The organism is Bradyrhizobium sp. U87765 SZCCT0048 (assembly GCF_018131225.1).
In the GTDB taxonomy this organism is placed as follows: Bacteria; Pseudomonadota; Alphaproteobacteria; order Rhizobiales; family Xanthobacteraceae; genus Bradyrhizobium_A.
Genome location: NZ_JAFCMM010000002.1, coordinates 901580 through 924681 on the forward strand (window position 1 = coordinate 901580; position 23102 = coordinate 924681).

General features: G+C 66.1%; 20 protein-coding genes. 3 read left to right on the plus strand and 17 right to left on the minus strand.

What is annotated here, in order from left to right; genetic code table 11:
• Positions 1–30: 30 nt before the first annotated feature.
• The 11 genes from JQ639_RS17300 to JQ639_RS17350 all read right to left on the minus strand — a co-directional run bounded on the left by JQ639_RS17300 (position 31) and on the right by JQ639_RS17350 (position 12117).
• Positions 31–858, minus strand: a complete 828-nt coding sequence (locus tag JQ639_RS17300) for a cyclase family protein (RefSeq protein ID WP_211967337.1) — start codon at positions 856–858, stop codon at positions 31–33.
• A gap of 71 nt (positions 859–929) precedes the next feature.
• The gene (hpaE, locus tag JQ639_RS17305; RefSeq protein WP_211967338.1) at positions 930–2468 is read right to left on the minus strand and encodes a 5-carboxymethyl-2-hydroxymuconate semialdehyde dehydrogenase; all 1539 of its coding nucleotides are present in this window, start codon (positions 2466–2468) and stop codon (positions 930–932) included.
• A gap of 107 nt (positions 2469–2575) precedes the next feature.
• Positions 2576–4177, minus strand: a complete 1602-nt coding sequence (locus JQ639_RS17310) for an amidohydrolase (RefSeq protein ID WP_211967339.1) — start codon at positions 4175–4177, stop codon at positions 2576–2578.
• Positions 4167–4562 (minus strand): RidA family protein, encoded by a 396-nt coding sequence (locus tag JQ639_RS17315; RefSeq protein WP_211967340.1) that lies wholly within the window; start codon positions 4560–4562, stop codon positions 4167–4169. The genes JQ639_RS17310 and JQ639_RS17315 overlap by 11 nt, the downstream gene beginning before the upstream one ends.
• A 3-nt stretch (positions 4563–4565) precedes the next feature.
• A complete protein-coding gene (locus JQ639_RS17320) occupies positions 4566–5348 on the minus strand; it encodes an ABC transporter ATP-binding protein (protein ID WP_211967341.1) in 783 nt (260 codons plus the stop codon).
• Entirely contained in the window at positions 5332–7095 is a 1764-nt protein-coding gene (locus JQ639_RS17325) for a branched-chain amino acid ABC transporter ATP-binding protein/permease (protein ID WP_211967342.1), read from the minus strand. The genes JQ639_RS17320 and JQ639_RS17325 overlap by 17 nt, the downstream gene beginning before the upstream one ends.
• Positions 7096–7097: 2 nt before the next feature.
• Complete coding sequence (locus tag JQ639_RS17330; protein ID WP_211967343.1) at positions 7098–8120, minus strand: branched-chain amino acid ABC transporter permease; 1023 nt, start codon at positions 8118–8120, stop codon at positions 7098–7100.
• 3 nt (positions 8121–8123) lie between these two features.
• Complete coding sequence (locus tag JQ639_RS17335) at positions 8124–9305, minus strand: ABC transporter substrate-binding protein (RefSeq protein WP_211967344.1); 1182 nt, start codon at positions 9303–9305, stop codon at positions 8124–8126.
• Between the two features lie 61 nt (positions 9306–9366).
• The gene (gene hpaD / locus JQ639_RS17340) at positions 9367–10374 is read right to left on the minus strand and encodes a 3,4-dihydroxyphenylacetate 2,3-dioxygenase (RefSeq protein WP_211967345.1); all 1008 of its coding nucleotides are present in this window, start codon (positions 10372–10374) and stop codon (positions 9367–9369) included.
• Between the two features lie 138 nt (positions 10375–10512).
• Positions 10513–10932, minus strand: coding sequence for a RidA family protein (locus tag JQ639_RS17345; RefSeq protein WP_211967346.1), 420 nt, complete (start codon positions 10930–10932; stop codon positions 10513–10515).
• A gap of 24 nt (positions 10933–10956) precedes the next feature.
• Positions 10957–12117 (minus strand): acyl-CoA dehydrogenase family protein, encoded by a 1161-nt coding sequence (locus JQ639_RS17350; protein WP_211967347.1) that lies wholly within the window; start codon positions 12115–12117, stop codon positions 10957–10959.
• 193 nt (positions 12118–12310) lie between these two features.
• On the opposite strand from JQ639_RS17350, the gene JQ639_RS17355 reads away from it, so the two are divergent.
• The gene (locus JQ639_RS17355; protein ID WP_211967348.1) at positions 12311–12979 is read left to right on the plus strand and encodes a Crp/Fnr family transcriptional regulator; all 669 of its coding nucleotides are present in this window, start codon (positions 12311–12313) and stop codon (positions 12977–12979) included.
• Here JQ639_RS17355 and JQ639_RS17360 read toward each other — a convergent pair.
• The 6 genes from JQ639_RS17360 to JQ639_RS17385 form a co-directional block, all read right to left on the minus strand.
• On the minus strand, positions 12969–13460 hold the full coding sequence (locus JQ639_RS17360; protein ID WP_211967349.1) for a flavin reductase family protein: 492 nt from the start codon (positions 13458–13460) through the stop codon (positions 12969–12971). The two genes, JQ639_RS17355 and JQ639_RS17360, sit on opposite strands and share 11 nt — an antisense overlap.
• Before the next feature lie 106 nt (positions 13461–13566).
• Positions 13567–14178: a Crp/Fnr family transcriptional regulator gene (locus tag JQ639_RS17365; protein WP_211967350.1), complete on the minus strand. Its 612-nt coding sequence runs from the start codon at positions 14176–14178 to the stop codon at positions 13567–13569.
• Between the two features lie 233 nt (positions 14179–14411).
• Positions 14412–15446, minus strand: a complete 1035-nt coding sequence (rocF, locus tag JQ639_RS17370) for an arginase (RefSeq protein ID WP_211967351.1) — start codon at positions 15444–15446, stop codon at positions 14412–14414.
• Between the two features lie 77 nt (positions 15447–15523).
• Positions 15524–17074, minus strand: a complete 1551-nt coding sequence (locus tag JQ639_RS17375) for a SpoVR family protein (RefSeq protein WP_211967352.1) — start codon at positions 17072–17074, stop codon at positions 15524–15526.
• The gene (locus tag JQ639_RS17380; RefSeq protein ID WP_211967353.1) at positions 17071–18342 is read right to left on the minus strand and encodes a YeaH/YhbH family protein; all 1272 of its coding nucleotides are present in this window, start codon (positions 18340–18342) and stop codon (positions 17071–17073) included. The genes JQ639_RS17375 and JQ639_RS17380 overlap by 4 nt, the downstream gene beginning before the upstream one ends.
• A 35-nt stretch (positions 18343–18377) precedes the next feature.
• On the minus strand, positions 18378–20321 hold the full coding sequence (locus tag JQ639_RS17385; RefSeq protein ID WP_211967354.1) for a PrkA family serine protein kinase: 1944 nt from the start codon (positions 20319–20321) through the stop codon (positions 18378–18380).
• A gap of 636 nt (positions 20322–20957) precedes the next feature.
• Here JQ639_RS17385 and recQ point away from each other — a divergent pair.
• Positions 20958–22796, plus strand: coding sequence for a DNA helicase RecQ (recQ, locus tag JQ639_RS17390; RefSeq protein ID WP_211967355.1), 1839 nt, complete (start codon positions 20958–20960; stop codon positions 22794–22796).
• 77 nt (positions 22797–22873) lie between these two features.
• Positions 22874–23035: a hypothetical protein gene (locus tag JQ639_RS17395; RefSeq protein ID WP_211967356.1), complete on the plus strand. Its 162-nt coding sequence runs from the start codon at positions 22874–22876 to the stop codon at positions 23033–23035.
• Positions 23036–23102: the final 67 nt, after the last annotated feature.

Here is a 23102-nt window from a genome sequence, read left to right on the forward strand (position 1 = left end):
ATGGCCACGCGCCGCGCACCGGCGCGGCGATCAAGCCAGCACGATCGGACGGATCGGCGAGCCGGTGCTGCCGGTGAGTCGCAGCGGCAGCACGACAAGGAAGCCGCGATGGCGCCGGGCCGCAGACATGCCCTCGAGATTGAGGTTCTCGATGATGTGGATGCCTTCGTCGACGAGCAGGATGGCATGCACCGATACGCCCGGCGTCGGCAGGCATTCGAAGCCCGGTGTATCCGAGCCGACCAGCGTCGCCCCCTGCGCGATCAGCCAGCGCGTGCCGCTCTCCGCAGGTCCGGGCATGCCGCCACGCCGGCCGATGAACGTTTCGCTGTCGCTCCAGTGTTGCGCCCAGCCGGTGCGCACGAACACCGCGTCTCCGCGGCGAATGTCGACGCCGCCATGCCGCATCGCCGCCTCGAGATCGGCGATGGTGATCTCCTCGCGCGGCTGCAAGCACGGCACGCCCCGCGCTGCCGCAACGTCCAGCATCACCATCGGCTGCAGAATCGGCGGGATGTCGGCGACGTCCAGCTCGCGATAGCCGTCCCGCGTCTCGACATCGGCGACGGCGACACCGCCATGCAGACAGCCATGGCGTGAGAAATGGCCGAGCGCGTCGATGTGGGTGCCGGCATGGCCGGATGTCACGATGACTTCGTTGGCGAAACTCGAGCCGTCTTCGCGGGGAGCGGGATGCGGATCGCCATGGCGGCGGTGCAGCGCCAGGGAGAACGGGATGTGCTGGTGGTAAACTGGCATCGACGGCGCCATCGCATGCGACAGCTCGTAGACATGGGTGTCGGCCCCCAGAAGCGCCTTCAACGCCAATGCATCGAACCCCGGCAGACGTGTGACCATGCCGCTCTCCCCTGCTTTGTGATTGTTGGCCCGTCCCGGCGCAAGGCCGGAGCGGGCGGATCGTGTCGCGATCAGACGCCGATCTTCGGCGGGCGATGCTTGTCGAGGCCGATCGCGATATTCTTCTGCTCCATGTAGATCTCGAAGGCGTACTCGCCACCATCCCGGCCGATGCCGCTGGCCTTGACGCCGCCGAACGGCGTCGGCAGGTGACGAACGTTCTCCGAGTTGACCCACACCATGCCGGCCTCGACGCTCTGCGCCACGCGGTGCGCCCGGCCGATGTTGCCGGTCCAGATATAGGCCGCGAGGCCGTAGCGGACGTCGTTGGCGATCTTCAGCGCGTCGGCTTCGTCGTCGAACGGGATCACGGTCAGCACCGGACCGAAGATCTCTTCCTGGGCGATGCGCATGGTGGTCGCAGCGCCCGTGAACAGCGTCGGGCAGACATAATTGCCCTTGCCGTCCATGGCGCGCACGCCGCCGACCGCCACTTCGGCGCCATCCGCCTTGGCGTGCTGGGCATAGCTCAGCACCTTTTCGACGTGGCGCGGATGAATCAGCGGGCCGATCTCGGTCGCCGGATCGAGCGGGTGGCCGACGCGAATCTTGGCGACGCGCGCCTTGAGGTCGGCGACGAAGCCGTCATAGATCGAGCGCTGCACCAGGGCGCGGCTCGACGACGTACAGCGCTGGCCGTTGAGGCTGTAGATCATGAAGAGCACCGCATCGAGCGCGCGCTCGCGGTCGGCGTCGTCGAACACGATCACCGGGTTCTTGCCGCCGAGTTCGAAGTGGACGCGCTTCAGCGTCGGCGCGCCCTGCGCCATGATGTGGCTGCCGGTGACGGATTCGCCGACGAAGGCGATCGCCTTGATGGCGGGATGCTCGGTCAGCGCCTTGCCGGCACTCTCGCCGAAGCCGTGCACGAGGTTGACGACGCCCTTCGGCAGACCCGCTTCCTCGAACACCTCGGTCATGATCTCTGACAGGATCACGGCTGACAGCGGGCTCCATTCCGCCGGCTTGTGGACGATGGTACAGCCGGCCGCGAGCGCCGGCGCGATCTTCCAGGTCGACAGCATGAACGGCGTGTTCCACGGCGTGATCACGCCGACCGGGCCGATCGGCTGCCGCAGGGTGTAGTTGAGATGGGTATCGGTCGGCAGCGACATGCCGTCGGACGCCGACGGCGCCTTGTCGGCATAGAAGCGGAAGTTCTCGGCGCCACGCAGCGCCGCCTTCGCCATGTAGCGGATCGGCTGACCGCTATCGAAGCTCTCGACCAGCGCGATCTCCTCCGCGCGCGCCTCGATGCGGTCCGCGACCTTGTGCAGCAGCGCCTGTCGCTTGTCGCCGGGCAGGCCGGCCCAGGCCGGGAATGCCGCGGCAGCAGCGCGCGCCGCGCGATCGATCTCCGCCGCCGTGCCGGAAGCGACCTTGCAGATCACGGAATTGTCGGTCGGGTCGAAGTCCTCGAAGGTGTCGGCGCCGGCGACGCGCTCGCCGGCAATGATGTGGGGCACCGTCGCAGCCTTGAAGCGCTGCAGATACGACGTCACCTTGCGCAGGTTGTCGGTCAGGGCGTCATTGGGAAGAGGCTTGTTCATGTCGCATCCTTTCGCATAAGTAATTAACATGTTAAATATATCGGCGCACGCTGCGGGTCAATGTCCATCCGTGCACAGGAGACGCGCGCTCGCGCTGGTCCCGTGCTTCAGCTGGCCATTGTTCCGTCGCTGAACGCGACCGCACCGCCGATAACCGTGAGGCGCGACCGCGCCGCGGCCGTATCGTCGGGCGCACACGTCATGACGTCGCGGTCGAGCACGGCGAGATCGGCCAACTGGCCAACCGCGAGCCGACCACGCGACGCCTCCTGTTCCATCACGAACGGACCCCCCTCGGCGTAGCTCGCGAGCGCTTCCGTTCGTGTCAGCGCCTCATGGGCTGCGAGCACCATGCCGTTCGCCGTGGTGCGGCTGACCGCCGCCGCCATGCCGACGAATGGCGACAGCGGCCCGATCGGCAGATCCGAACTGCCGGCGAACCGCACACCGGCCGCGAGCAGCGTCCGTCCCGGATAGAGGTGCTGCGCCCGCTCCGGACCGACGGCGGCGGCGAAGGATGCACCGAGCCGATGGAGAAAACCGTGCTGCGGCACCACCACCGCGCCGAGCGCCTTGACCTGCTGTACCGCTTGCGGTCCGGGCAACGCAAAATGTTCCAGCCGGTGGCGCGGATCAGGCCGCGGCGCGACCGCCTGCGCTGCCGCGAGGCAATCGAGCCAGTGCGCGATGGCGCGGTCGCCGATGACATGCGCCGCGAGCTGCCAGCCGTCGGCATGCGCCGCGATCACCTTCGCACGCAGCGCCTCCGGCGCTTCCATGAACAGACCCGATGTGTCGGTGTCGGCATAGGGGGCGGATAACGCCGCCGTCCGCGCGCCGATGATGCCATCGACGAAGAATTTGAGCGTACGGATCTGCCAGCGCGGATCGACCGCTGACGGTCGCAGGCCGCGCTGTCGCGCGTCATCGGGATCGAGCCGCAGCATGAAGCCCATGCGCAGCGGGAAATCGCCCGCGTCACGCAACACGTTCCAGACCGCCCATTCGGCGTCGAAGCCGCTGCTGAACCCGACGGCGGCCTCGACCACGCTGACAATGCCGAGCGACAGACATTCACGTGCGACCGCGCGGATCGCTGCTGCCGTGCGGTCGCGCGACGGCGGCGGCGCCAGTGCCGCGGCGATGTCGGCCGCGCTTTCCGCCAGCACGCCACTGAGACGGCCGCCCACGCGTCCCAGCGTGCCGCCCACAGGATCGACCGACGTATCGTCGAAGCCCGCGGCCTGGAGCGCCGCGGAGTTGGCGACGGCGAGATGGCCACCCGTGCGGCGCAGCAACACGGGGCGACCGGCGGAGACCGCATCGATCTCGGCGCGCAGCGGATGGCGGTGCTCGGCGAGCACGAGCTCGCTGTAATCGGAGGAGACGATCCATTCGCCGGGCGAGCCGGCGGCACAGGCGCGCTGCAGCCGCGCCAGCAGATCGGCGATGGACGCCGCGTCGGCGAGCCGCACATGCAGCAGCTCGAGCGCGCGGGTGTAGAGATGGGCGTGGGCGTCGGTGAGGCCGGGAACGACACGGCTACCGCCGACGTCGATCACCCGATCAGCCACAGGCGCATCATCGGCGCGGCCGATCCAGCGGATCAGGCCGTCGCCAACGAGCAGGCTGTCGGCGCCGCCGCGATCCGGACCATCGGTCCCGATCGCGGCGTTCCGCAGCAGCAGGGTGGATGGATCAGACCGCATCCGTGACAACGGCGATCATGTCGATCTCGATCTTCAGGCCGGCGCGCGCCAGATGGGCGACGCCGACCGTGGTGCGCGACGGCGGATCGTTCGGGAAGAACTCCTTGAACACCTCGTTCATCGCGCCGAACTCATTCATCATGTCGGTCATGTGAATGGTCATCTTGAGCGCGGTGCCGAGCGACGCGCCACCGGCTTCCGCCAGCGTCTTGACGTTCTCCAGCGCGATGCGGGTCTGCGCCTTGATGTCGGCGGGAAACTCGCGGGTCACCGGGTCGGAGCCGGTCTGGCCGGACACGAACACCAGTTTGTCCCAGCGGATCGCCGGCGAATAGGGCAGGCCCGGCCGCAGACCGGTGGGAGGAACGATGACGTCGCGTGACATGTGCTAATCCTTTTCTGTCGTGACGTGGAGGGCGGATGAAGGGGCCGCGCAATCGCGGTAACGATCGCCGGCGCCGAGATAGGCGGCGGTGACACGCGGATCCTGGCGCAGCTCGGTGGCCGGTCCCGCGGCGACGACGTTGCCGACCTCGAGCACATAGGCGCGATCGGCGACCGAGAGCGCGAGCGTGGCATTCTGCTCGACCAGGATGCCGGTCATGCCATCCTTCTTGAGAAGGCTGATGGCGTCGAAAATCTCTTCGGTGATGCGTGGCGCAAGGCCAATCGACGGCTCGTCGAGCATCAGAAGCTGCGGCTCGGCCATCAGCGCGCGGCCGATTGCCACCATCTGCTGTTCGCCGCCCGACAGCGTGCCGGCGAGCTGCTTGCGCCGCTCGGCGAGCTTGGGCAGCAGCGCATAGATGCGGTCGAGCGCCGCCGCCATCTTCTGTCGGCCCTGGCGGCGGCGCAGGAACGCGCCGAGCCGCAGATGATCCTCGACATTGAGATGGGCGAACAGCTCACGTCGCTCGGGCACCAGCACGATGCCCCGGGCAACCCGGGCCTCCGGCCGTGCCAGGCCCAGCGCTTCGCCCCTGAAGGCGACCGCGCCCGACTGCGGCGCGATCACGCCCATGATGCTGTTGAGCAGCGTGGTCTTGCCGGCGCCGTTCGGCCCGATGAACGTCACGAACTCGCCGCGCGCGACATCGAAGCTGATGCCGTCGAGAGCGATCGCCGGGCCGTAGCCGACGGTCAGGTTGGAGACGTCAAGCAGCCTTGTCACGGGCGCCCCCCAGATAGGCTGCGATGACGTTCGGATCGGCCTGGACCTCGCGCGGGCTGCCCTGGGCGATGATGCAGCCGCGATCGAGCACGACGAGGCGGTCGACGCAGCTCATCACCAGTTCCATGTCGTGTTCGACCAGCAGGATGGTGACGTGCTCGGCCTGGAGCTGACGCAGGATGCGCACCAGCACCAGCTTCTCGGAGAAGCGCAGGCCCGCGGCCGGCTCGTCGAGCAGCAGGATCTGCGGATCGGCGGCGAGCGCCCGGGCGATCTCGACAATACGCTGCTTGCCGAGGGGCAGACTCGCCGCCGCGCTGTCGGCATCGACCTCGAGGCCCACCCGGACAAGTGCCTGACGCGCCGTCGCCAGCGCGAGGCGGTTCTCCTCGGCGTCGAGACCGAACAGTCCGCGAATGAAGCCGGCTTTGGTGCGCGCATAGGCGCCGAGCGCGACGTTTTCGAGCACGGTGAGCTCCGGCACCAGCTGGACATGCTGGAAGGTGCGCGCCATGCCACGACGCACGATCAGATGGCTCGGCGGCAGGGGCGCATCGAACAGCGTGGCACTGCCCCCGGTCGGGCGGCGCAGCCCCGAGATGATGCTGAACAGCGTGGTCTTGCCGGCGCCGTTCGGCCCGATCAGGCCAACGAACTCGCCGCGCCGCAGCTCCATGCTGACATCGTCGAGCGCGCGCAGACCGCCGAACCGCACGCTGACCGCATCGGCCCGCAGCAGCACGGCGTTATGGTCCGCCTGCAGCGTGCGCGATGCCAGCCCCTGGCCATCGCGCGGCCGCGGCTTCGCATGCGGGATGATCTTCTCGACCGCCGGCCACAGGCCTTGCGGCCAGCGCAGCAGCATCACCACCAGGATGACGCCGAACACGATGACCTCGAAATTGCCGGACGCACCCCAGCGGGCGAAGATGTCCTGCAGCGTCCACTGCGCGCTTTCCAGCGTCAGCGCGCCGATCACCGCGCCGGCGGCGCTCGACGGGCCGCCCACGACGGCCATGATCAGCAGCTTGAACGAGGTCGTTAGTGAGAACGGCGACGGACTGATAAAGCGCAGCAGATGGACGTAGAGCCCGCCGGCGAGCGCGGCCAGAACCGCGGAGAACACGAACACCTTGATGCGCAGCGCCGTGGTCTCGACGCCGAAGCTGCGCGCCATGCCGTCGTAGGACTCCAGCGCGGCGATCGCCCGGCCGGTGCGCGAGCCGCGCAGCCGTGCCGCGCCGAGCACTGCCAGCAGCACGATGATCCAGATCAGCTCGGTGTAGAGGCGATCGTCCGTCAGAGCCATGCCGAATAGCGCCAGTGGCGGGATCTTGTCGAGGCCGGACGCGCCGCCGGTCACCTCGTTCCCGGCGACGAACAGGCTGCCGAGCGCAATGCCGTAGGCGAGCGTCGCGAGCGGGAGGAAGTGGCCGCGGAGGCGCAGCGTGATGGCGCCGATCAGCGCCGCGACCACGGCGGTCGCGGCAACGCTGACGACCAGCGTCGCTGCCGCATCGATGCCGAAATGGCGCGAGGACAACGCGGTGCCGTAGGCGCCGAGCCCCATGAACGCCGCCTGCCCAAGCGACACCTGGCCGGCCTGCAGCAACAGCGCGAGGCCGATCGCGACCAGAGCATAGATGCCGGCATAGGCGAAGATGCCGACATAGAACGACGGCAGCGTCCAGGGCACGCCGAGCAGGACGGCGCCGAGAACAAGGGCGAGAGTTGCGCGGGACCGCATCGCTATTTCGTCTCCAGCCTTTGCCGGGCATTGCGCCACAGCAGCACGGGGATCAGCAGGCTGAACACCAGCGCGTCACGGTAGGCGCTCGCCGCATAGGCCGATGCGGACTCCAGCGAGCCGACCAGCATCACGCCGGCGAGCGACAGCGGATAGTCGATGAGGCCACCGAGCGCGGCGCCGACAAACCCCTTGAGGCCGACCATGAAGCCCATTTCGTAGTTCGCCGTGATCAGCGGTGCGAGCAGCATGCCGCTGAGGGCGCTGAACCCCGCGGCTAGCAGGAAGGCCATGGCGCCGGTGAGATTGACCGGGATGCCACAGAACTGCGCACCAAGCCGGTTCATGGCAGAGGCCTGCAGCGCCTTGCCGAGCAGGGTGAACTCGGAGAACAGATAGAGTGCGCCCATCGACAGCAGCGCGGTGATCAGGATGGCAAAGCTCTGGTAGGGAACGAACACCGGACCGAACGTCGCCCCGCCGGCGACCACCGGATCGACCGGGTAGGGATTGGCGCCCCAGATCAGCAGGCCGAGGCCCTGCAGCACCATGTCGACGCCCACCGAGATGATCACGAACACGATGGTGGTGGCGTTCGGGATGGGATGGACAGTGAAGCGATAGACCATCGCACCGAGCGGCGCGACCAGGACGAGCGCCACCGCCATCATGCCGAGCGGCGGCAGTTGCAGCGCCAGCGCCGCCCGCGTCATGGCGAACGCCGCGACGACGCCGACAATGCCGCCGGCGGCGATGCCGAGCGCCGCGCGCCAGTCACGGCGCCAGCGGTCGGCATCGAGGATCAGGCACAACACGGTGCCGCCGGCCAGCAGATACAGCGTGCCGGGCACGCGGCCCTGCAACAGATCGGCGAGCGTCAGCGCGCCGAGCATGACATATTCGCCCTGGGCGATGTTCACCACGCGTGTGACGGTGAACACCAGCACCAGGCTGAGCGCGAGCAGTGCGTAGACGAGACCGCTGGTGAGGCCGTCGACGAGAAGGAAGAGAAAGGTGTCGATCATGCCTTACTTGGCGTCATAGAGGCGGAACTGACCGTCCTTGACCACGGAGATGAAGGTGCTCCGCTTGTCGAGGCCGAGGTGATCGGTCGGCGAATAGTCGAAGATGCCGCCGACCGCGACGAAATTGCGTGTCGCCTCGATCTTGTCGCGGATCGCGGCACGTGACGCGTCGAGGTCGTCGAGCCTGGCGCCCTCGGTCACGGCGTCGGCCGCCGCCTTGATGGCGATGTTGCCGGCATCCCACGACTGGCCGGGGAAAATATCGACCTTCTCGACATTGAACTTCTTCTCGTAGAGCGCCGCAAATTTGGCAATCACGGGCTTGAGCGGATTGCTGTCGGACATGTCCTTGTAGATCAGCACCGGCGTGGTGCCGACCAGCGAACCCTCGACATCCTTCTTGCCGACCGAGATGAAGGTGGCATTGGCGGAGCCGCCGGACTGGTAGATCGGGCCGGTGAAGCCGACGCGCTTGACGGCCTGGTGCACCAGCGCCGAGGACGGCGGAATGGCGTGGATGTAGATCGCGCCGGGATTGGCCTGGCGGACCTTCAGCGCCTGCGGCGTGAAGTTGGTGTCGGTACGGGCGAACCGCTCGGCGGCGACGATCTCGACGCCCTTGGCCTTGGCCACGGCCTGCAAGGCCTGCCAGCCGCCCTCGCCGAACGAATCCTCGAGGCCGAGGAAGCCGACCTTCTTGATGCCGCGCTGAACCATGTCATCGACCAGCGCCGTCACCTGCAGCTGGTCCGTGCTCGGCGTCTTGAACACCCACTTGCGGTCCTGCACCGGCTCGATCACGCTGGCGGCGAGCGCCAGAGAGATGTTCGGCACCTGCGCCTGGGCGATGGTTTCGAGGATCGCCATCGAGGTCGGCGTCGTGGTGCAGCAGATCACGACATGGACCTTGTCCTCGGTGATCAGCTTGCGCACCGCGTTGACCGCCTTGGTCGGATCCGACGCATCGTCGTAGGTGACGAACTTGATCTTGAACGGCAGGCTGGCATCGGCCGCAATCTGCTCCTCCAGCAGATCGAGACCGTTCTTCTCCGGCAGACCGAGCGCCGATGCCGGGCCGGTCATCGCCACCACCGAGCCGATGCGCAGCTCGGGCTTGTCGGCGGCGAACGCCGCCGTCGACATCGTCAGAGCAGCAAGAAGCACAGTGGTCGAGAAGATCTTCATGATGCACACCTAAGGTTCGGGCGGAATTGCTTGTACGCGAAAGTGAAACGCGCGGTCGAGATCAGTCCAGAACGTAGTTCGGCACCGGCGGCAGCAGCGGCGGCTCCGTCGGCTGGTTGGTAGCGCCATCGAACGATTCCACCGCCATCGATTCCTCGAACCAGCGGCGTGGCGGCGGCGCGCCCCAGAACGTCTGGCGCACCGGGTTGTTAAGGCTCCAGCGGATCGGCTCGGCCGAGGTATCGCCCGTGAGATAATCGCCGGTGTAGAGTTCGAAGCGGTTGCCGTCGGGATCGCGGACATAGACGAACAGCGCATTCGAGATGCCGTGGCGGGCCGGACCGCGCTCGAGGCTGTCGGCATAGCCCGCGCCGGCGAGCATGTCGCAGGCACGGATGATGGCGAGCGGCTCGGGCAGCGAGAAGCCGACATGGTGCGCCGCGGGCCCCTGCCCGGTCATCACCGCGATGTCGTGCACCGTCGCCTTGCGGAACAGCCAGCTCGCCCAGATGCGCGGCTCCGGCGGTTCGGACTCGGTGTACTCGGCGCAGCCGAAGCCGAGCTCCTGGGTGTACCAGTCGTAGCCCTTCTGGGCGTCGGGGGTCAGCACGTTGACATGATCGATGCGGGTCGGCGACGCACCCTTGTGCAGATGATAGTGCTGCACCAGCCACGGCACGCTGTCGATCGTGGCATAATAGTCGATGGTGAATCCGAGCGGGTCCCGCACGCGCAGCGTGCGGCCCTGGCCGAGCATCTCGTTGCCAGCCCAGCGCACCGGCAGGCCCAGCTCCTCGAACCGCGCTTTCATGCGATCGAGATCCTCTTCCGACGAGACGCGAAAGCCGATGTGGCCGAGCCCCGCCGTCTCCGCCTGGCGCAGCACGAAGGTGTGGTGCTGACGATCCTCGCTGCAGCGCAGATAGACACGATCGTCGTCGCGCGCGGTCTCGTGCAGGCCGATCAGATCGACATAGAACTCACGGGCACGCTTGAGGTCCGTGGTGCGGAATTCGATGTGGCCGAGTTTGAGAATGTTGGCGATGTCCTTGATGCGGCCTTTGGTCACGGTCCTACCTCTCGCGGCTGATCTGTCGGTGCCGGCGTCCGGCAGGCGTCGCCGGTTCCCCGGCGGCGCTGGTGCGGATGCGATGCTGTGCGCAAGGTATCGGTTTGGCCAACGCCGTCTGTATCACCGGTTACCAAGTCAGCGCGCAATCGGCGCGTAGGCCACCGCCTTGATCTCGATCACCAGCCCGGGCCGCGCGAGCCCGGCGATCTCCAGGATCGTCCAGGTCGGATACGGCTCGTGGATGTAGCGGTTCTTGATCTCCATGAACTGCGGCAGATGCTTCTGCAGCCCGACATGGTAGCTCACCAGCTCGACGATATCGCCGAGCGACGCGCCGGCGTCCTCCAGCACGATTTTCAACCGATCGAACGCGTTGACAAACTGCCGTGCGTCGTCTTCAGGCATCGAACCGTCGGGATTGAGGCCGATCTGCCCGGCAACGTAGACGAAATCGCCGGCGCGCACGGCGGACGAATAGGCGAACTTGCGAAAGATCGTCGAGCCATCCTTGGTGGCGAACACCGGATGGCCGGATTCGAAGGCTTGCTTGGTCATGACAACTCCAGATTTCAGTCAGTTTCAGATGCGCGCGGTCGGCGCGAGCGGCAGATCGAGCAGCAGCCGGCCATAGGCCTCCCCGATCGGGGCCGGTTGCAGCAGCATGTGGGTGCTCATGGCATGGAGGTCGCGAAACAGGCGCTCGATACGCGTGCCCGAAGGCAGGATCGAGCCACCGAGCGCGGCGAACAGGCTTTGTGCGGTGCCGAGCGCAAGGCGCGAGGCCATGGCAATGCGCATGCGGATGGCGGCGCGGTCAAGCAGGCCGATGCTCCCTGCCGTCTCGACCTGGCGAACCACGAGATCGGCATCGTCGAGCAGCGAGCGGCGCAGCATCGCGAAGATCGCCTCGGCCGACGCCATCTCGAGCTGGGCCGCCTTGTCGTCGAGCAGCCGCTGCTGGCTCGCGGCGCTGTACTTGCTGCGCACGATCGCGCCGAACTCCTCCGCGGCGGCCGATGCCACCCCCAGCGTCGGCGCCAGCGTCGACATCGCGTTGATGATGTTGAGCGGCACATCGGACATCGCGCCATGGTGCGGCGCGGTGGCATGGCGGCCACCGTCCTGCAGCACCTGCCAGTCCATCCAGCGGTGCTCCGGCACGAACACCCGGTCGAGAGCAATGTCCTTGCTGCCGGTGCCACGCATGCCCAGCACGTTCCAGCTGTTCGGGTCGACGGTGAACGCCTCCGCGGGCACCAGCACCACATGCATCACCGCACGGCCGTCCTGCGGAATCGGCACCAGCAGGCCGGCCCAGCTCGCGACATCGATGCCCGACGCATAGCGCCAGTTCCCGCTGAGCAGCATGCCGCCATCGACCCGCTCGACCGCGATGCCATGGCCCACGCCCCCGGTCAGCAGCGACACGATCGTCGGCTTTCCGCTGAGGAAGACGTCGCGCTGCGCCTGCTCGGCGAACTTGCCGATCATCACCACATTGGCGCTGGAAAGGCCGACGATCCAGGCCGCCGACGAGCAGCCGCGCGCAACCTCGAACACCGCGCGCCAGGCCGCCTGCGGCGTCAGGCCAAGACCGCCGAAGCGCCGCGGCTGGGTCAGGCGAAACAATCCCGCGTCGACGAGACGCGCCACTGCGTCCGCCGACAGCCGGCGCTGCTGCTCGATCCCGGCCGCCTCGCCGCGCAGCCAGCCCTGGACGGCATCAGCTGCCGCCAGCACGGGCCTCAGCTCGGCATCGTCCCCGGGCGGAGAAAGGAATGAAAGCGTCATTGACGTCCTCTGCCGAATTGGAAAAGCTCGATCGCGCCGAGCAGGGTGAGCCTAGACGCGCCCGTCGATCGCGCGCTGTATCGCGCTATACGGCCTCGGCCGGAAATCCATGCTTGATGACGGCATGCGAACATCGGGGATCATGACCAGACGGCAGCTTGGCACCTGGCGAATGGACCGGCAGCTGGTGCAGCGGCTCACCGAGCACGCCGCCGCGGGCAAACGCCGGCGCTTCCGCAAGAACGCGGTGCTCTACGAGCAGGGCGAGATTTCGCGCCGGTTCTATTTCGTGCTCGACGGCCTGGTCCAGATCTCGATCTTTCGCGACGACGGCCAGGAAGTGGTGCTGGAGCTGATGGGGCCGGACACGGTGTGCGGCGAAGGCGCGGCGTTCGACGGCCTGCCGCGTTTCTCCAGCGCCGTGGCGGTCGACGACACCGACACCATCGAGTTCGACGTCACGACGATGACCGAAATCTTCCGCCAGCACCCGGAATGCGCCGCCTCCCTGCTGACCGTTACCAGCCTCAAGCAGCGCGTGCTGGCGATCCGCCTCGAGCACCTGACCTCGCGCGAGCCGCAGGACCGCATCATGGAGCTGCTCAACCGCCTCAAGGCGATGTTCGCGATCGACCATCCGCGCGGCCGCCTGCTGGTCACCCATCTCACTCATGAGCAGATCGGGGCGATGACCGGCATCTCACGGGTGACGGTGACACGGGCGCTGCAGCGCCTGCGCGAACAGGGCATCATTGACACCGTTGACGGCCACATCCTGATCCGCGGCCGGCCCGCGGCCACTAGCCGCTGACCGCCGGCGCCGGCAGGCGGGCATAGCCGCCGGCGTAATAGAGCAGCGGCTGGTCCGCACACTCCGGCCCAAGGATATGCATCACCCGGCCGACGATGATCGCGTGGTCGCCGCCGGGATGCACGCGCTCGACATGGCACAGGAAGCTGGCGTTGGCATCAGCCAATGCGATCCAGCCGCCGTGATGCTCGATCGGCACGGGCCGCGCCATCCGGCGGCCAGCGAAATGGCCGGAGACATCCTGTTGTGTCGCCGCCAGCACGTTGACCGAAAAGCGGCCGTTACGCACCACCGCTGCCGCCGAGCGGCTCTCGTTGCGGGCGCAGAACAGCAGCAGCAGTGGATCGAGGCTGAGCGAGGTCAGCGAATTGACCGTCAGCCCCTCCGGCTGGCCGCCATCGCCCGTGAGCACCACCGCGACGCCGGTGGCGAAGCGGCCGATCAGCCGCCGGAATTCGCTCTGTTTGTGTTCGGCCGTCATGCCCGTTCCGATCGCTCTCGTCTCGTCACCGACGATAGCGAAATCCCGGAATCGTGCCGTATCGCCGTACACAATGACGGCGCCTCCCTCCACCTCGCGCGTTTCGTCAGCTGTGCATCGCAGCGCGGTGGACGAGTTCGTATTCGCCGCGGCGGCAGCGCACCGCGCCCTCACGACGCAGCTTCTTCATCGCCCGTGTCACGGTGATGCGTGAGGTGCCGATGAGATTGGCGATCTGCTGGTGGGTCAGCACGATGGTCGGCGAATCTGCCTGGGTGATCTGCGACAGCAGCTCGGTGATGCGGATTTCGGGCGAGGCCTGGGAGATCTGGTTGAGCCGCCCGGCCAGCATGCGCTGCTTGAGCGCGATGGCCTGCACGATCAGCGGCACGATCTCGACCTGCTGCGACATCAGCCGGCACAGTTCGTCGGCGGCGATCAGCAACACCTCGCTGGGCTCCAGCGCGCTGGCGCTGGAGAACCGCGGCAGACCGTCGAACGCGGCGCCCTCGCCGCAGATCGCGCCCGCACCAACGATATCGATGAGGAACTCCTGGCCGTCGGGACGCAGCATCGAGATGCCGATGCGACCCGACATCACCACGAACAGATGACCGTCGTTCTCGCCCTGGCGGTAGACCGTCTGCCCCTTGGCGACGCGGCGCCGCGCGATCGGCGGCATCACGCGCAGCAGATGGCCAAGCAAAGTCGTTGGCACGCGCATCGTCTCGCTGACCTCGGAACGCCGTCTGGCAGACTTCGCGGACGCGCCTTCGTTGCCCTTCATGGTGGTTCAATCCTCCCGTCTCTTGCCGAGACTATTGTGTGTTTTCGGATCTGGAGATCCAGCCCATTCCTATAGCAGGTGCTGCCTCGCTGCGAAGCCCTGCAACCGATACGCGCGCTGCAGCATTTCCACCCGTTGCGCCGCAATGTCGTAGGAAAATGCGCCTAGAGCGCTGGCAGCGAGGTGATCGCGGCCATGCCGCTGGCGGCCGGCGCGCCGAGCAGGCGCGCGGTGAGCTCGACCGCGAGCCGCGCGGTGCGCTGCCCGCGATCGAGCAGCGGATTGAGTTCGACAATGTCGACGGAGCGCACGAGGCCGGATTCGGCGAGCGTGATCATGACCTCCTCGGCATCCTGCACCGTGGCGCCGCCGGCAACCGTGGTCCCGGCTCCCGGCGCAAAAGCGGGATCGAGAAAGTCGACATCGAAGCTGACGTGCAGCAAGCCCCCCGCCGCCGTGACCCGCGCGACGAGCGCGCGAATCAGGGCGCCGGCGCCGGACATCGCGATCTGCGGCATGTCGGCGCGCTCGATCGCGCGCGCCGCCAGCAGCTTCCGTTCCAGTGGATCGATCGAGCGGGTGCCGAACAGCGCGAGATGATCAGGACTGATCGGAACACGTGGCTCGTCGGCCAGCAGATCGTCGAGGCCCGGCTCTCCACACAGGAAAGCCGCCGACATGCCGTGCATGTTGCCCGAAGGGGTCGTCTCCGGCGTATTGTAGTCGGCATGCGCGTCCAGCCACAGCACGAACAGAGGCCGCCCTTCATCGTGGCAACGGCGCGCAATCCCATTGATCGAGCCCATCGACAGGCTGTGATCGCCACCGAGAAACACCGGCACGACGCCGGGGTCAGCGAGTGCATACGCCCTTGCGCTGAGCGCGCGGACCCAAGCCTGAATCTCGCGATAGTGTCTTGCCATCGGCGGACCTGGCCGATCCAGCCAGGTTCGGTCGAGCGAGGTCAGATCGTCGCGTGACAGATCGCCGTGGTCGCGGACGGTGAGACCCAGTGCCGCAAGGGCCGGAGCGAGCCCCGCCGCCCGCAGTGCCGCCGGCCCCCTCGCCGCCCCGCGGCGGGAGGCGCCGATTTCAATCGGCACGCCGAGCAGAGCCACGACCGGACGATCGGGGGCAACGAGTGGTGGCGACGCCGAAAGGCCCGGTGCGACGATCCCCTGAGATCCCCCTTCAACCATCCTCGCCCTCCCTTCATGCGCGGGACGCGACAACAGATCGACGGTGAAACGAGGCGGCGACGCGGCCGGCCGTGTGCTCAGGCCGCGGCGGCGATCTTTCGCGGGCTCGCAGCGTGTTCCTTCAACACGGTGTCGGTCGCATCGACCTCCTTGAGCAGCACATCATAGCTCCAGAGATCCGCGAGATGCTGCAGAACACGCTTGGCGTCGAGGTCGTCGAGCTGGGCGCCGTTGACCACCTGATGACGCAGCAGCAGGCGCCGGTCGCCGGCGAGATCGACATCGACCACCTCGATATTGGGCTCGATCTGGCCGACATCGTACTGCCGGGCGAGCTCGCGCCGGATGCGGCGGTAGCCGCGCTCGTTGTGAATGGCCTCGACCTCGATGCCTTCGTGGCGCGCCGGATCGTCATGCAGGTGGAACATGCGCATATGACGGATCAGGCGCGGACTGAGGAACTGGCTGATGAAGCTCTCGTCACGATAGTTCGCCCAGATGTCGCGCAGCACGCCCATCACGTCGCCGGCGCCGGCGATGTCGGGGAACCAGGCGCGATCCTCATCATCGGGCTCGGTCACGATGCGCTCGATGTCCTGCATCATCGCAAAGCCCAGCGCATAGGGATTGAAGCCCGAATAGCGGGGATCATCGAAGTTCGGCTGGAACACGACATTGGTGTGCGACTGCAGGAATTCGAGGAAGTTGCCGTCCGACAGCCGGCCCTGCTGGTGCAGGCGGTTCATGATGCGGTAGTGGACGTAGGTCGCCGTGCCCTCGTTCATCACCTTGGTCAGGCCCTGCGGGTAGAAGTACTGCGCGATGTGACGCACGATGCGCAGCAGCTCACGCTGCCACGACTGCAGCCGCGGCGCCGACTTCTCGAGGAAATAGAGGACATTCTCCTGCGGCAGGCCGAGCAGCGCGCGGCGACGGTCGATCGTCAGCTCGCTGGCGCTCTTGCCGGGGCCCGACGGCACCGTACGCCAGAGGTCGTTGAAGCTGCGCTCCTTGTGCGTCCGCCGTTCCTGCTCGCGCTTCTCCTCGGCCCGCAGATCGATGGTCTTCTTGCCGGGATAGCGAAACACGCCATGGGACATCAGCGCATGGGCCGCATCGAGGGTGCGTTCGACCGCCAGCGAGCCATGATGCTCTTCGCACTGCGCCACATAGGTCTTGGCGAAGTTGAGATAATCGAGGATGCCCTCGGCATCGGTCCACTGCTTGAACAGGTAGTTGTTCTTGAAGAAATGATTGTGGCCGAAGGCGGCGTGGGCGATCACCAGCGTCTGCATCGTCGCGGTGTTCTCCTCCATCAGGTAGGAGATGCAGGGCGACGAGTTGATGACGATCTCGTAGGCAAGCCCCATCAGGCCCCTGCGATAGAACGCCTCGTGATGGGCAAAGTGCTTGCCGAACGACCAGTGCTTGTAGAACAGCGGCATGCCGATCGATGAATAGGCGTCGAGCATCTGCTCGGCGGTAATCACCTCGATCTGGTTCGGGTAGACGCTGAGACCGAGCTCGCCGAGCGCGACCTCCTCGCAGGCGTCATGAATACGCTGCAGAGTCTGGAAATCCCAGTCCGCGCCGCGGAACAGGAGAGGACCGGCAGAGGACGCTGTCACGGGGCGACTTTCTCCTGCTTGCGGCGACGCTGGAACAGATCGTGGAAGACCGGAAAGATCTCGCTGCGATCGCTGACCTTGCGCATCGACAGCGGCGCGCCGTCGGCGCTGAGCTTCTTGTACAGCGTCCACAACGACGAATCCGGCATGTCCATCGGGCCGCCCGCCTCGCTGACCTCCAGATAGGCGTAATACTGCGTCACCGGCAGGATCATGTTGGTCAGCAGCCGCGCCGTGGTTTCGCTGTCGGAATAGGCGTTGTCGCCGTCTGAACTCTGCGCGGCATAGATATTCCAGTCGGCAGGATGGAAGCGCGTCCGCACGATCTCGTTCATGACCTCCAGCGCGCTCGACACCAGGGTGCCGCCTGACGCAGGGTTGCGGAAGAACGTCTCCTCGTCGACCTCCTCGGCACGGTCGGTGTGGCGGATGAACACGATCTCGACATGACGATAGCGCCGCGTCAGGAAGACGTAGAGCAGCATGTAGAACCGCTTGGCGAGATCCTTCATGTGCTCGGACATCGAGCCGGACACGTCCATCAGGCAGAACATCACCGCCTGCGCTACCGGCTTCGGCACTGTTTCGAACCGGCGGTAGCGAATATCGATGGGATCGATGAACGGGATGCGCTTGGTCTTGGCCCTCAGCGCTTCGATCTCGGCCAGGAGCTCGGCGCGACGCTCCTCGTCGCACGTCTCGAGCTCCGCCTCCATTTTCTCGATGGTCTCGGTGCGCGGCCGACGCAGCGCGATCCGCCGCGCGGTCGCGAGCTTCACCGTCCGGCTGATCGAGAGATTGGCGGGCGATCCCGAGACCGAGTAGCCGGCGCGCCGGATGCCCTCGTGCTCGACCTGCGTGAGCCGCCGCTTGGCGAGGTCCGGCAGTTCGAGATCGTCCAGGAACAGATCGAGGAATTCCTCCCGGGTAAGAACGAAACGAAAGGCATCCTCGCTGTCGCCCTCGCCCGCGTCCTTGGGCTTGCCGCCGCCTCCTCCGCCGGGGCGCGGCAAAATATCGCCTTCGACGAACTTCTTGTTGCCAGGCAACACGAAGTCACGGGTGCCGGCGCTGCGGCGAAAGCGCGGCTCGTTGGTGCCATCGAGCGGGATGCTGACCTCGCCGCCCTCCAGCACATCGCGGATGTCGCGCTTCTGCGAGGTGTCCTTGACCGCTCGCTGCACCAACGCCTTGGCCCGGCGCAGAAAACGCTGACGGTTTTCCAGACTCTTGCTGCCCGGGTTCAGGCGTCGGTCGACGATATGCATGGCCACCTTCGCAGTTCGACGTCCCAATCAGCGGATCAACCGGCCTGCTTGACCCGCATGTACCATTCGACCAGACGCCGGACCTGGCGTTCGGTGTAGCCACGATCGACCATGCGCTCGACGAACTCGCCGTGCTTCTTCTCGGTTTCGCCGTCCCGCTTCGAGCCGAACGAGATCACCGGCAGCAGATCCTCGACCTGGGAGAAGATGCGCTTTTCGATGACCTCGCGAATCTTCTCGTAGCTCGTCCAGGTCGGATTCTTGCCGCCGTTCTGCGCCCGCGAGCGCAGCGAGAACTTGACGATCTCGTTGCGGAAGTCCTTGGGGTTGGCGATGCCCGCCGGCTTCTCGATCTTGGTCAGCTCCTGGTTGAGCAACTCGCGGTCGAGCATCTGGCCTGTGTCGGGGTCCTTGAAGTCCTGGTCCTCGATCCAGGCGTCTGCATAGTCGACATAGCGGTCGAACAGGTTCTGGCCGTAATCGGAGTACGATTCGAGATAGGCCTTCTGGATCTCGTGGCCGATGAACTCGGCATAGCGCGGCACCAGCTCGGCCTTGATGAACTCGAGATAGCGCTTCTCGGTTTCGTCCGGCAGCTGCTCGCGGCGGATCGACTGCTCGAGATTGTACATCAGATGCACGGGGTCGGCGCCGACCTCCGCGGTGTCGTGGTTGAAGGTCGCGGCCAGCACCTTGAAGGCAAAGCGCGTCGATACGCCGTCCATGCCTTCGTCGACGCCGGCGGCGTCACGGTATTCCTGCACGCTGCGCGCCTTGGGATCGGATTCCTTCAGGCTTTCGCCGTCATAGACCCGCATCTTGGCGAACAGGGTGGAGTTGTCGTGCTTGCGCAGCCGCGATGACACCGTGAAGCGGGCCAGCGTTTCCAGAGTCGCCGGCGCGCAGGGTGCGCTGGCGAGCTCGGACCCCTGGATCAGCTTCTCGTAGATCTTCTGCTCCTCCATCACCCGCAGGCAGTACGGTACCTTGATGACGCAGATGCGGTCGATGAAGGCCTCGTTGTTCTTGTTGCTCTTGAAGCTCTGCCACTCCGCCTCGTTGGAGTGGGCGAGGATGACACCGGTGAAGGGGATCGCGCCGATGTTCTCGGTGCCGATGTAGTTTCCTTCCTGCGTCGCCGTCAGCAACGGATGCAGCATCTTGATCGGCGCCTTGAACATCTCGACGAATTCGAGAATGCCCTGGTTGGCGCGGTTGAGGCCGCCGGAGTAGCTGTAGGCGTCCGGATCGTTCTGGGCATAGGTTTCCAGCTTGCGGATGTCGACCTTGCCGACCAGGGACGAGATATCCTGATTGTTCTCATCGCCCGGTTCGGTCTTGGCAACGGCGATCTGCCGCAGCCGCGACGGCTGGATCTTGGCGACACGGAAGCGCGAGATGTCGCCGCCGAACGCTTCGAGCCGCTTGTAACACCACGGGCTCATCAGTCCCGTGAGACGCCGGCGCGGAACGCCGTAGCGCTCCTCGAGGATCGACCCCATCGTGTCGGGATCGAACAGGCTGAGCGGGCTCTCGAACACCGGGCTGAGCTCGTCGCCGGCCTTGAGCACGTAGATCGGATGCACTTCCATCAGCGACTTCAGCCGCTCGGCGAGCGATGACTTGCCGCCGCCGACCGGTCCGAGCAGATAGAGGATCTGCTTGCGCTCCTCGAGCCCCTGCGCGGCGTGGCGAAAGAACGACACGATGCGCTCGATCGTCTCCTCCATGCCGTAGAAGCCGGAGAACGCGGGATAGACCCGCATCGTGCGATTCAAAAAAATACGGCCAAGGCGCGCGTCCTTGGCCGTGTCGATCATCTGCGGCTCGCCGATCGCGGCCAGCAGCCGCTCCGCCGCATTCGCATATCTCATTGGGTCGCCGCGGCACGACTCCAGATAATCCGACATCGACATGTCGGCTTCGCTGCGCGCTTCAAACGAGCGAGCGAAGGCGTTGAACAGAGAATCGTTGTACATGACCCCGTCTCCTTAAGCCCCGTCATTCGGCATGCCGAGCGACGACGTTCGTGCAGCGGTCATCAAAGCTGCACATTCAATCGACGAATCAGCAGCACAGTTGACCGATTGGACACCCGCAAGACGTGCTTTCGCAATACAGGAATTAGGCACACGCATGTTTCATTCCTGTGCTGTTGCCAAAAAACTCGGCGAAAACGGAGGCGTTCGTACGTACATGAACGACATAGCCCGATACCCGTCTCGTTGACTCGTCGCAGCACTTCCCTGCTGCGAATGGCGATCTGGCAGCACTCCTGACTCGTTAGTGCTGACGCCGCGCAGTCGCCTGTGTCACTTCAGGAACGGCCTCGCGAACGGGCAGTTCCTCTTCCCTTTTGACATGTGTATGCGCTCGCCGAATTCAATCCCGATCGACGTCGCGGTTCCGCGCCGTCGGGCACGACAACGGCGTTGCGCCACGCATACCTGGTCGCCAACCAAAGTCCTGGATTTGCTGCACAATCGAATGACCGCGAAGACCGGGAAAAAGCGCCGGCCACGATTGCGTGACCACCTCGCGGTGCGTTATCCAGAACGCGTCACGCCTGCGTCGCCGCTGCGGCATCGGCGTGACATCCGCACTCCCAGGTCATCATGCTCAATCCCGCCGCGAAAACCAGCAAACCGTCCCGGGCGCTCGCGCTGCTCGACAGCGTGTTCGGCCTGCCGGCGTTTCGCGGGCCGCAGGAACAAATCGTTGGTCACGTCGCCGATGGCGGCAACTGCCTTGTGCTGATGCCGACCGGCGGAGGCAAATCGATCTGCTACCAGCTGCCATCATTGCTGCGCGACGGCTGCGGCATCGTGGTGTCGCCGCTGATCGCACTGATGCGCGACCAGGTCGCAAGCCTGACCGAAGCCGGCGTGAAGGCGGCAGTGCTCAACTCCACGCTGTCGTTCGAGGAAGCGTCCGCGGTGGAAGCGCGGCTGCTTTCGGGGGACCTCGATCTCCTCTATGTCGCGCCCGAGCGACTGGTGACGCCGCGGTGCCTGTCGCTGCTGTCGCGCGCGAAACTCGCGCTGTTCGCCATCGACGAGGCGCACTGCGTGTCGCAGTGGGGACATGATTTTCGTCCGGAATACATTGGCCTGTCGGTGCTGGCCGAGCGCTTCCCCAATGTGCCGCGCATCGCGCTGACCGCCACCGCCGACGAGCTGACGCGCCGCGAGATCGTCGAACGTCTCGGCCTCACGGATGCGCCGAGTTTCGTCGCCAGCTTCGACCGCCCCAACATCCGCTACGAGATCGTCGACAAGCGCACGCCGCGCGCCCAGCTCGAGAATTTCATTTCCCGCCAGCACGCGGGCGAAGCCGGGATCGTCTACTGCCTGTCGCGCGCCAAGGTCGAGGACACTGCGGCGGCCTTGGTCAAGGCGGGAATCCCGGCGTTGCCGTATCACGCCGGCCTCGATCCAGCGGTGCGCGCCCGCAACCAGGACCGCTTCGTCAATGAGGACGGCCTCGTGATGGTGGCGACGGTGGCGTTCGGCATGGGCATCGACAAGCCTGATGTGCGGTTCGTCGCCCATCTCGACCTGCCCAAGAGCGTCGAGGCCTATTACCAGGAGACCGGCCGCGCCGGCCGCGACGGCAAGCCCTCGGTCGCGTGGATGGCCTATGGGCTCGCCGACATCGTGCAACAGCGCCGCATGATCGACGAATCGACCGGCTCCGATACGTTCAAGCGCGTGTCGATCGGCAAGCTCGACGCGCTGGTGGCGCTGGCCGAGACTCCGCACTGCCGGCGCCAGCATCTGCTCGGCTATTTCGGCGAGGCCGCCAAGGCCGCGCGCTGCGGCAACTGCGACAACTGCCTGTCGCCGCCGAGCGTCACCGACGGCACGGTGATCGCGCAGAAGCTGCTGTCCTGCGCCTACCGCACCGGGCAGCGCTTCGGTGCCATGCATCTGATCGACGTGCTCTGCGGCCGCGCCACCGACAAGGTCCGACAGTTCACGCACGACAAGCTGTCGGTGTTCGGCATCGGCGCCGACCTCAACGACAAACAGTGGCGCTCCGCGCTGCGTCAGATCGTGGCCCAGGGCCACCTACGCGCCGACAGCGACGCCTATGGTGCGCTGATGCTGACCGAGAGCGCTCGCGGCGTGCTCAAGGGCGAGACCAGGGTGATGTTGCGGGAGGAAACCTATTCGGCGAAGGCCGGTGGCGGCCAGGGCGCAAAGGCAAAGCGCGCCGCGTCCTCCGCACCCGGCGGCGCCCTGCTTGACGCGCTGCGTGCATGGCGATCGGCGATCGCCCGCAAGCGCAATGTGCCGGCCTATGTGGTGCTGCACGACGCCACGCTGGAGAGCATCGCCGACCTGCGTCCCACGACGTTTCCGGAGCTCGGCGCAATTTCCGGCATCGGCGACAAGAAGCTCGAACGCTACGGCGAGGAGCTCCTCGAACTGGTCGCGACAACGAAATCCTGACTCGCGTACGCGCCGGGAGCGCCCGCAACACCACAATCGATTGGAGATCCGCGTCGGCACCGTCAACGAAGCGTCGTATGACGCGTCTGCCGACGACGCTCTCCGCCAGCTTCGGCATCGGCTCCTATCTGATTTACGCTTCCATGACGCAAACGCTTGCGCTGAAAATTTCTGCTTCGCTGATGCGCCACAAAAGAAATTCAACCGCCTTGCATTCTGGCGCGCATGTGCAATCTTGACGCGCATGGATCCGACAACTCGCCACGCAGGCGAGGCGACGGACCTCAAGGAGCCGAACGTCGCTTC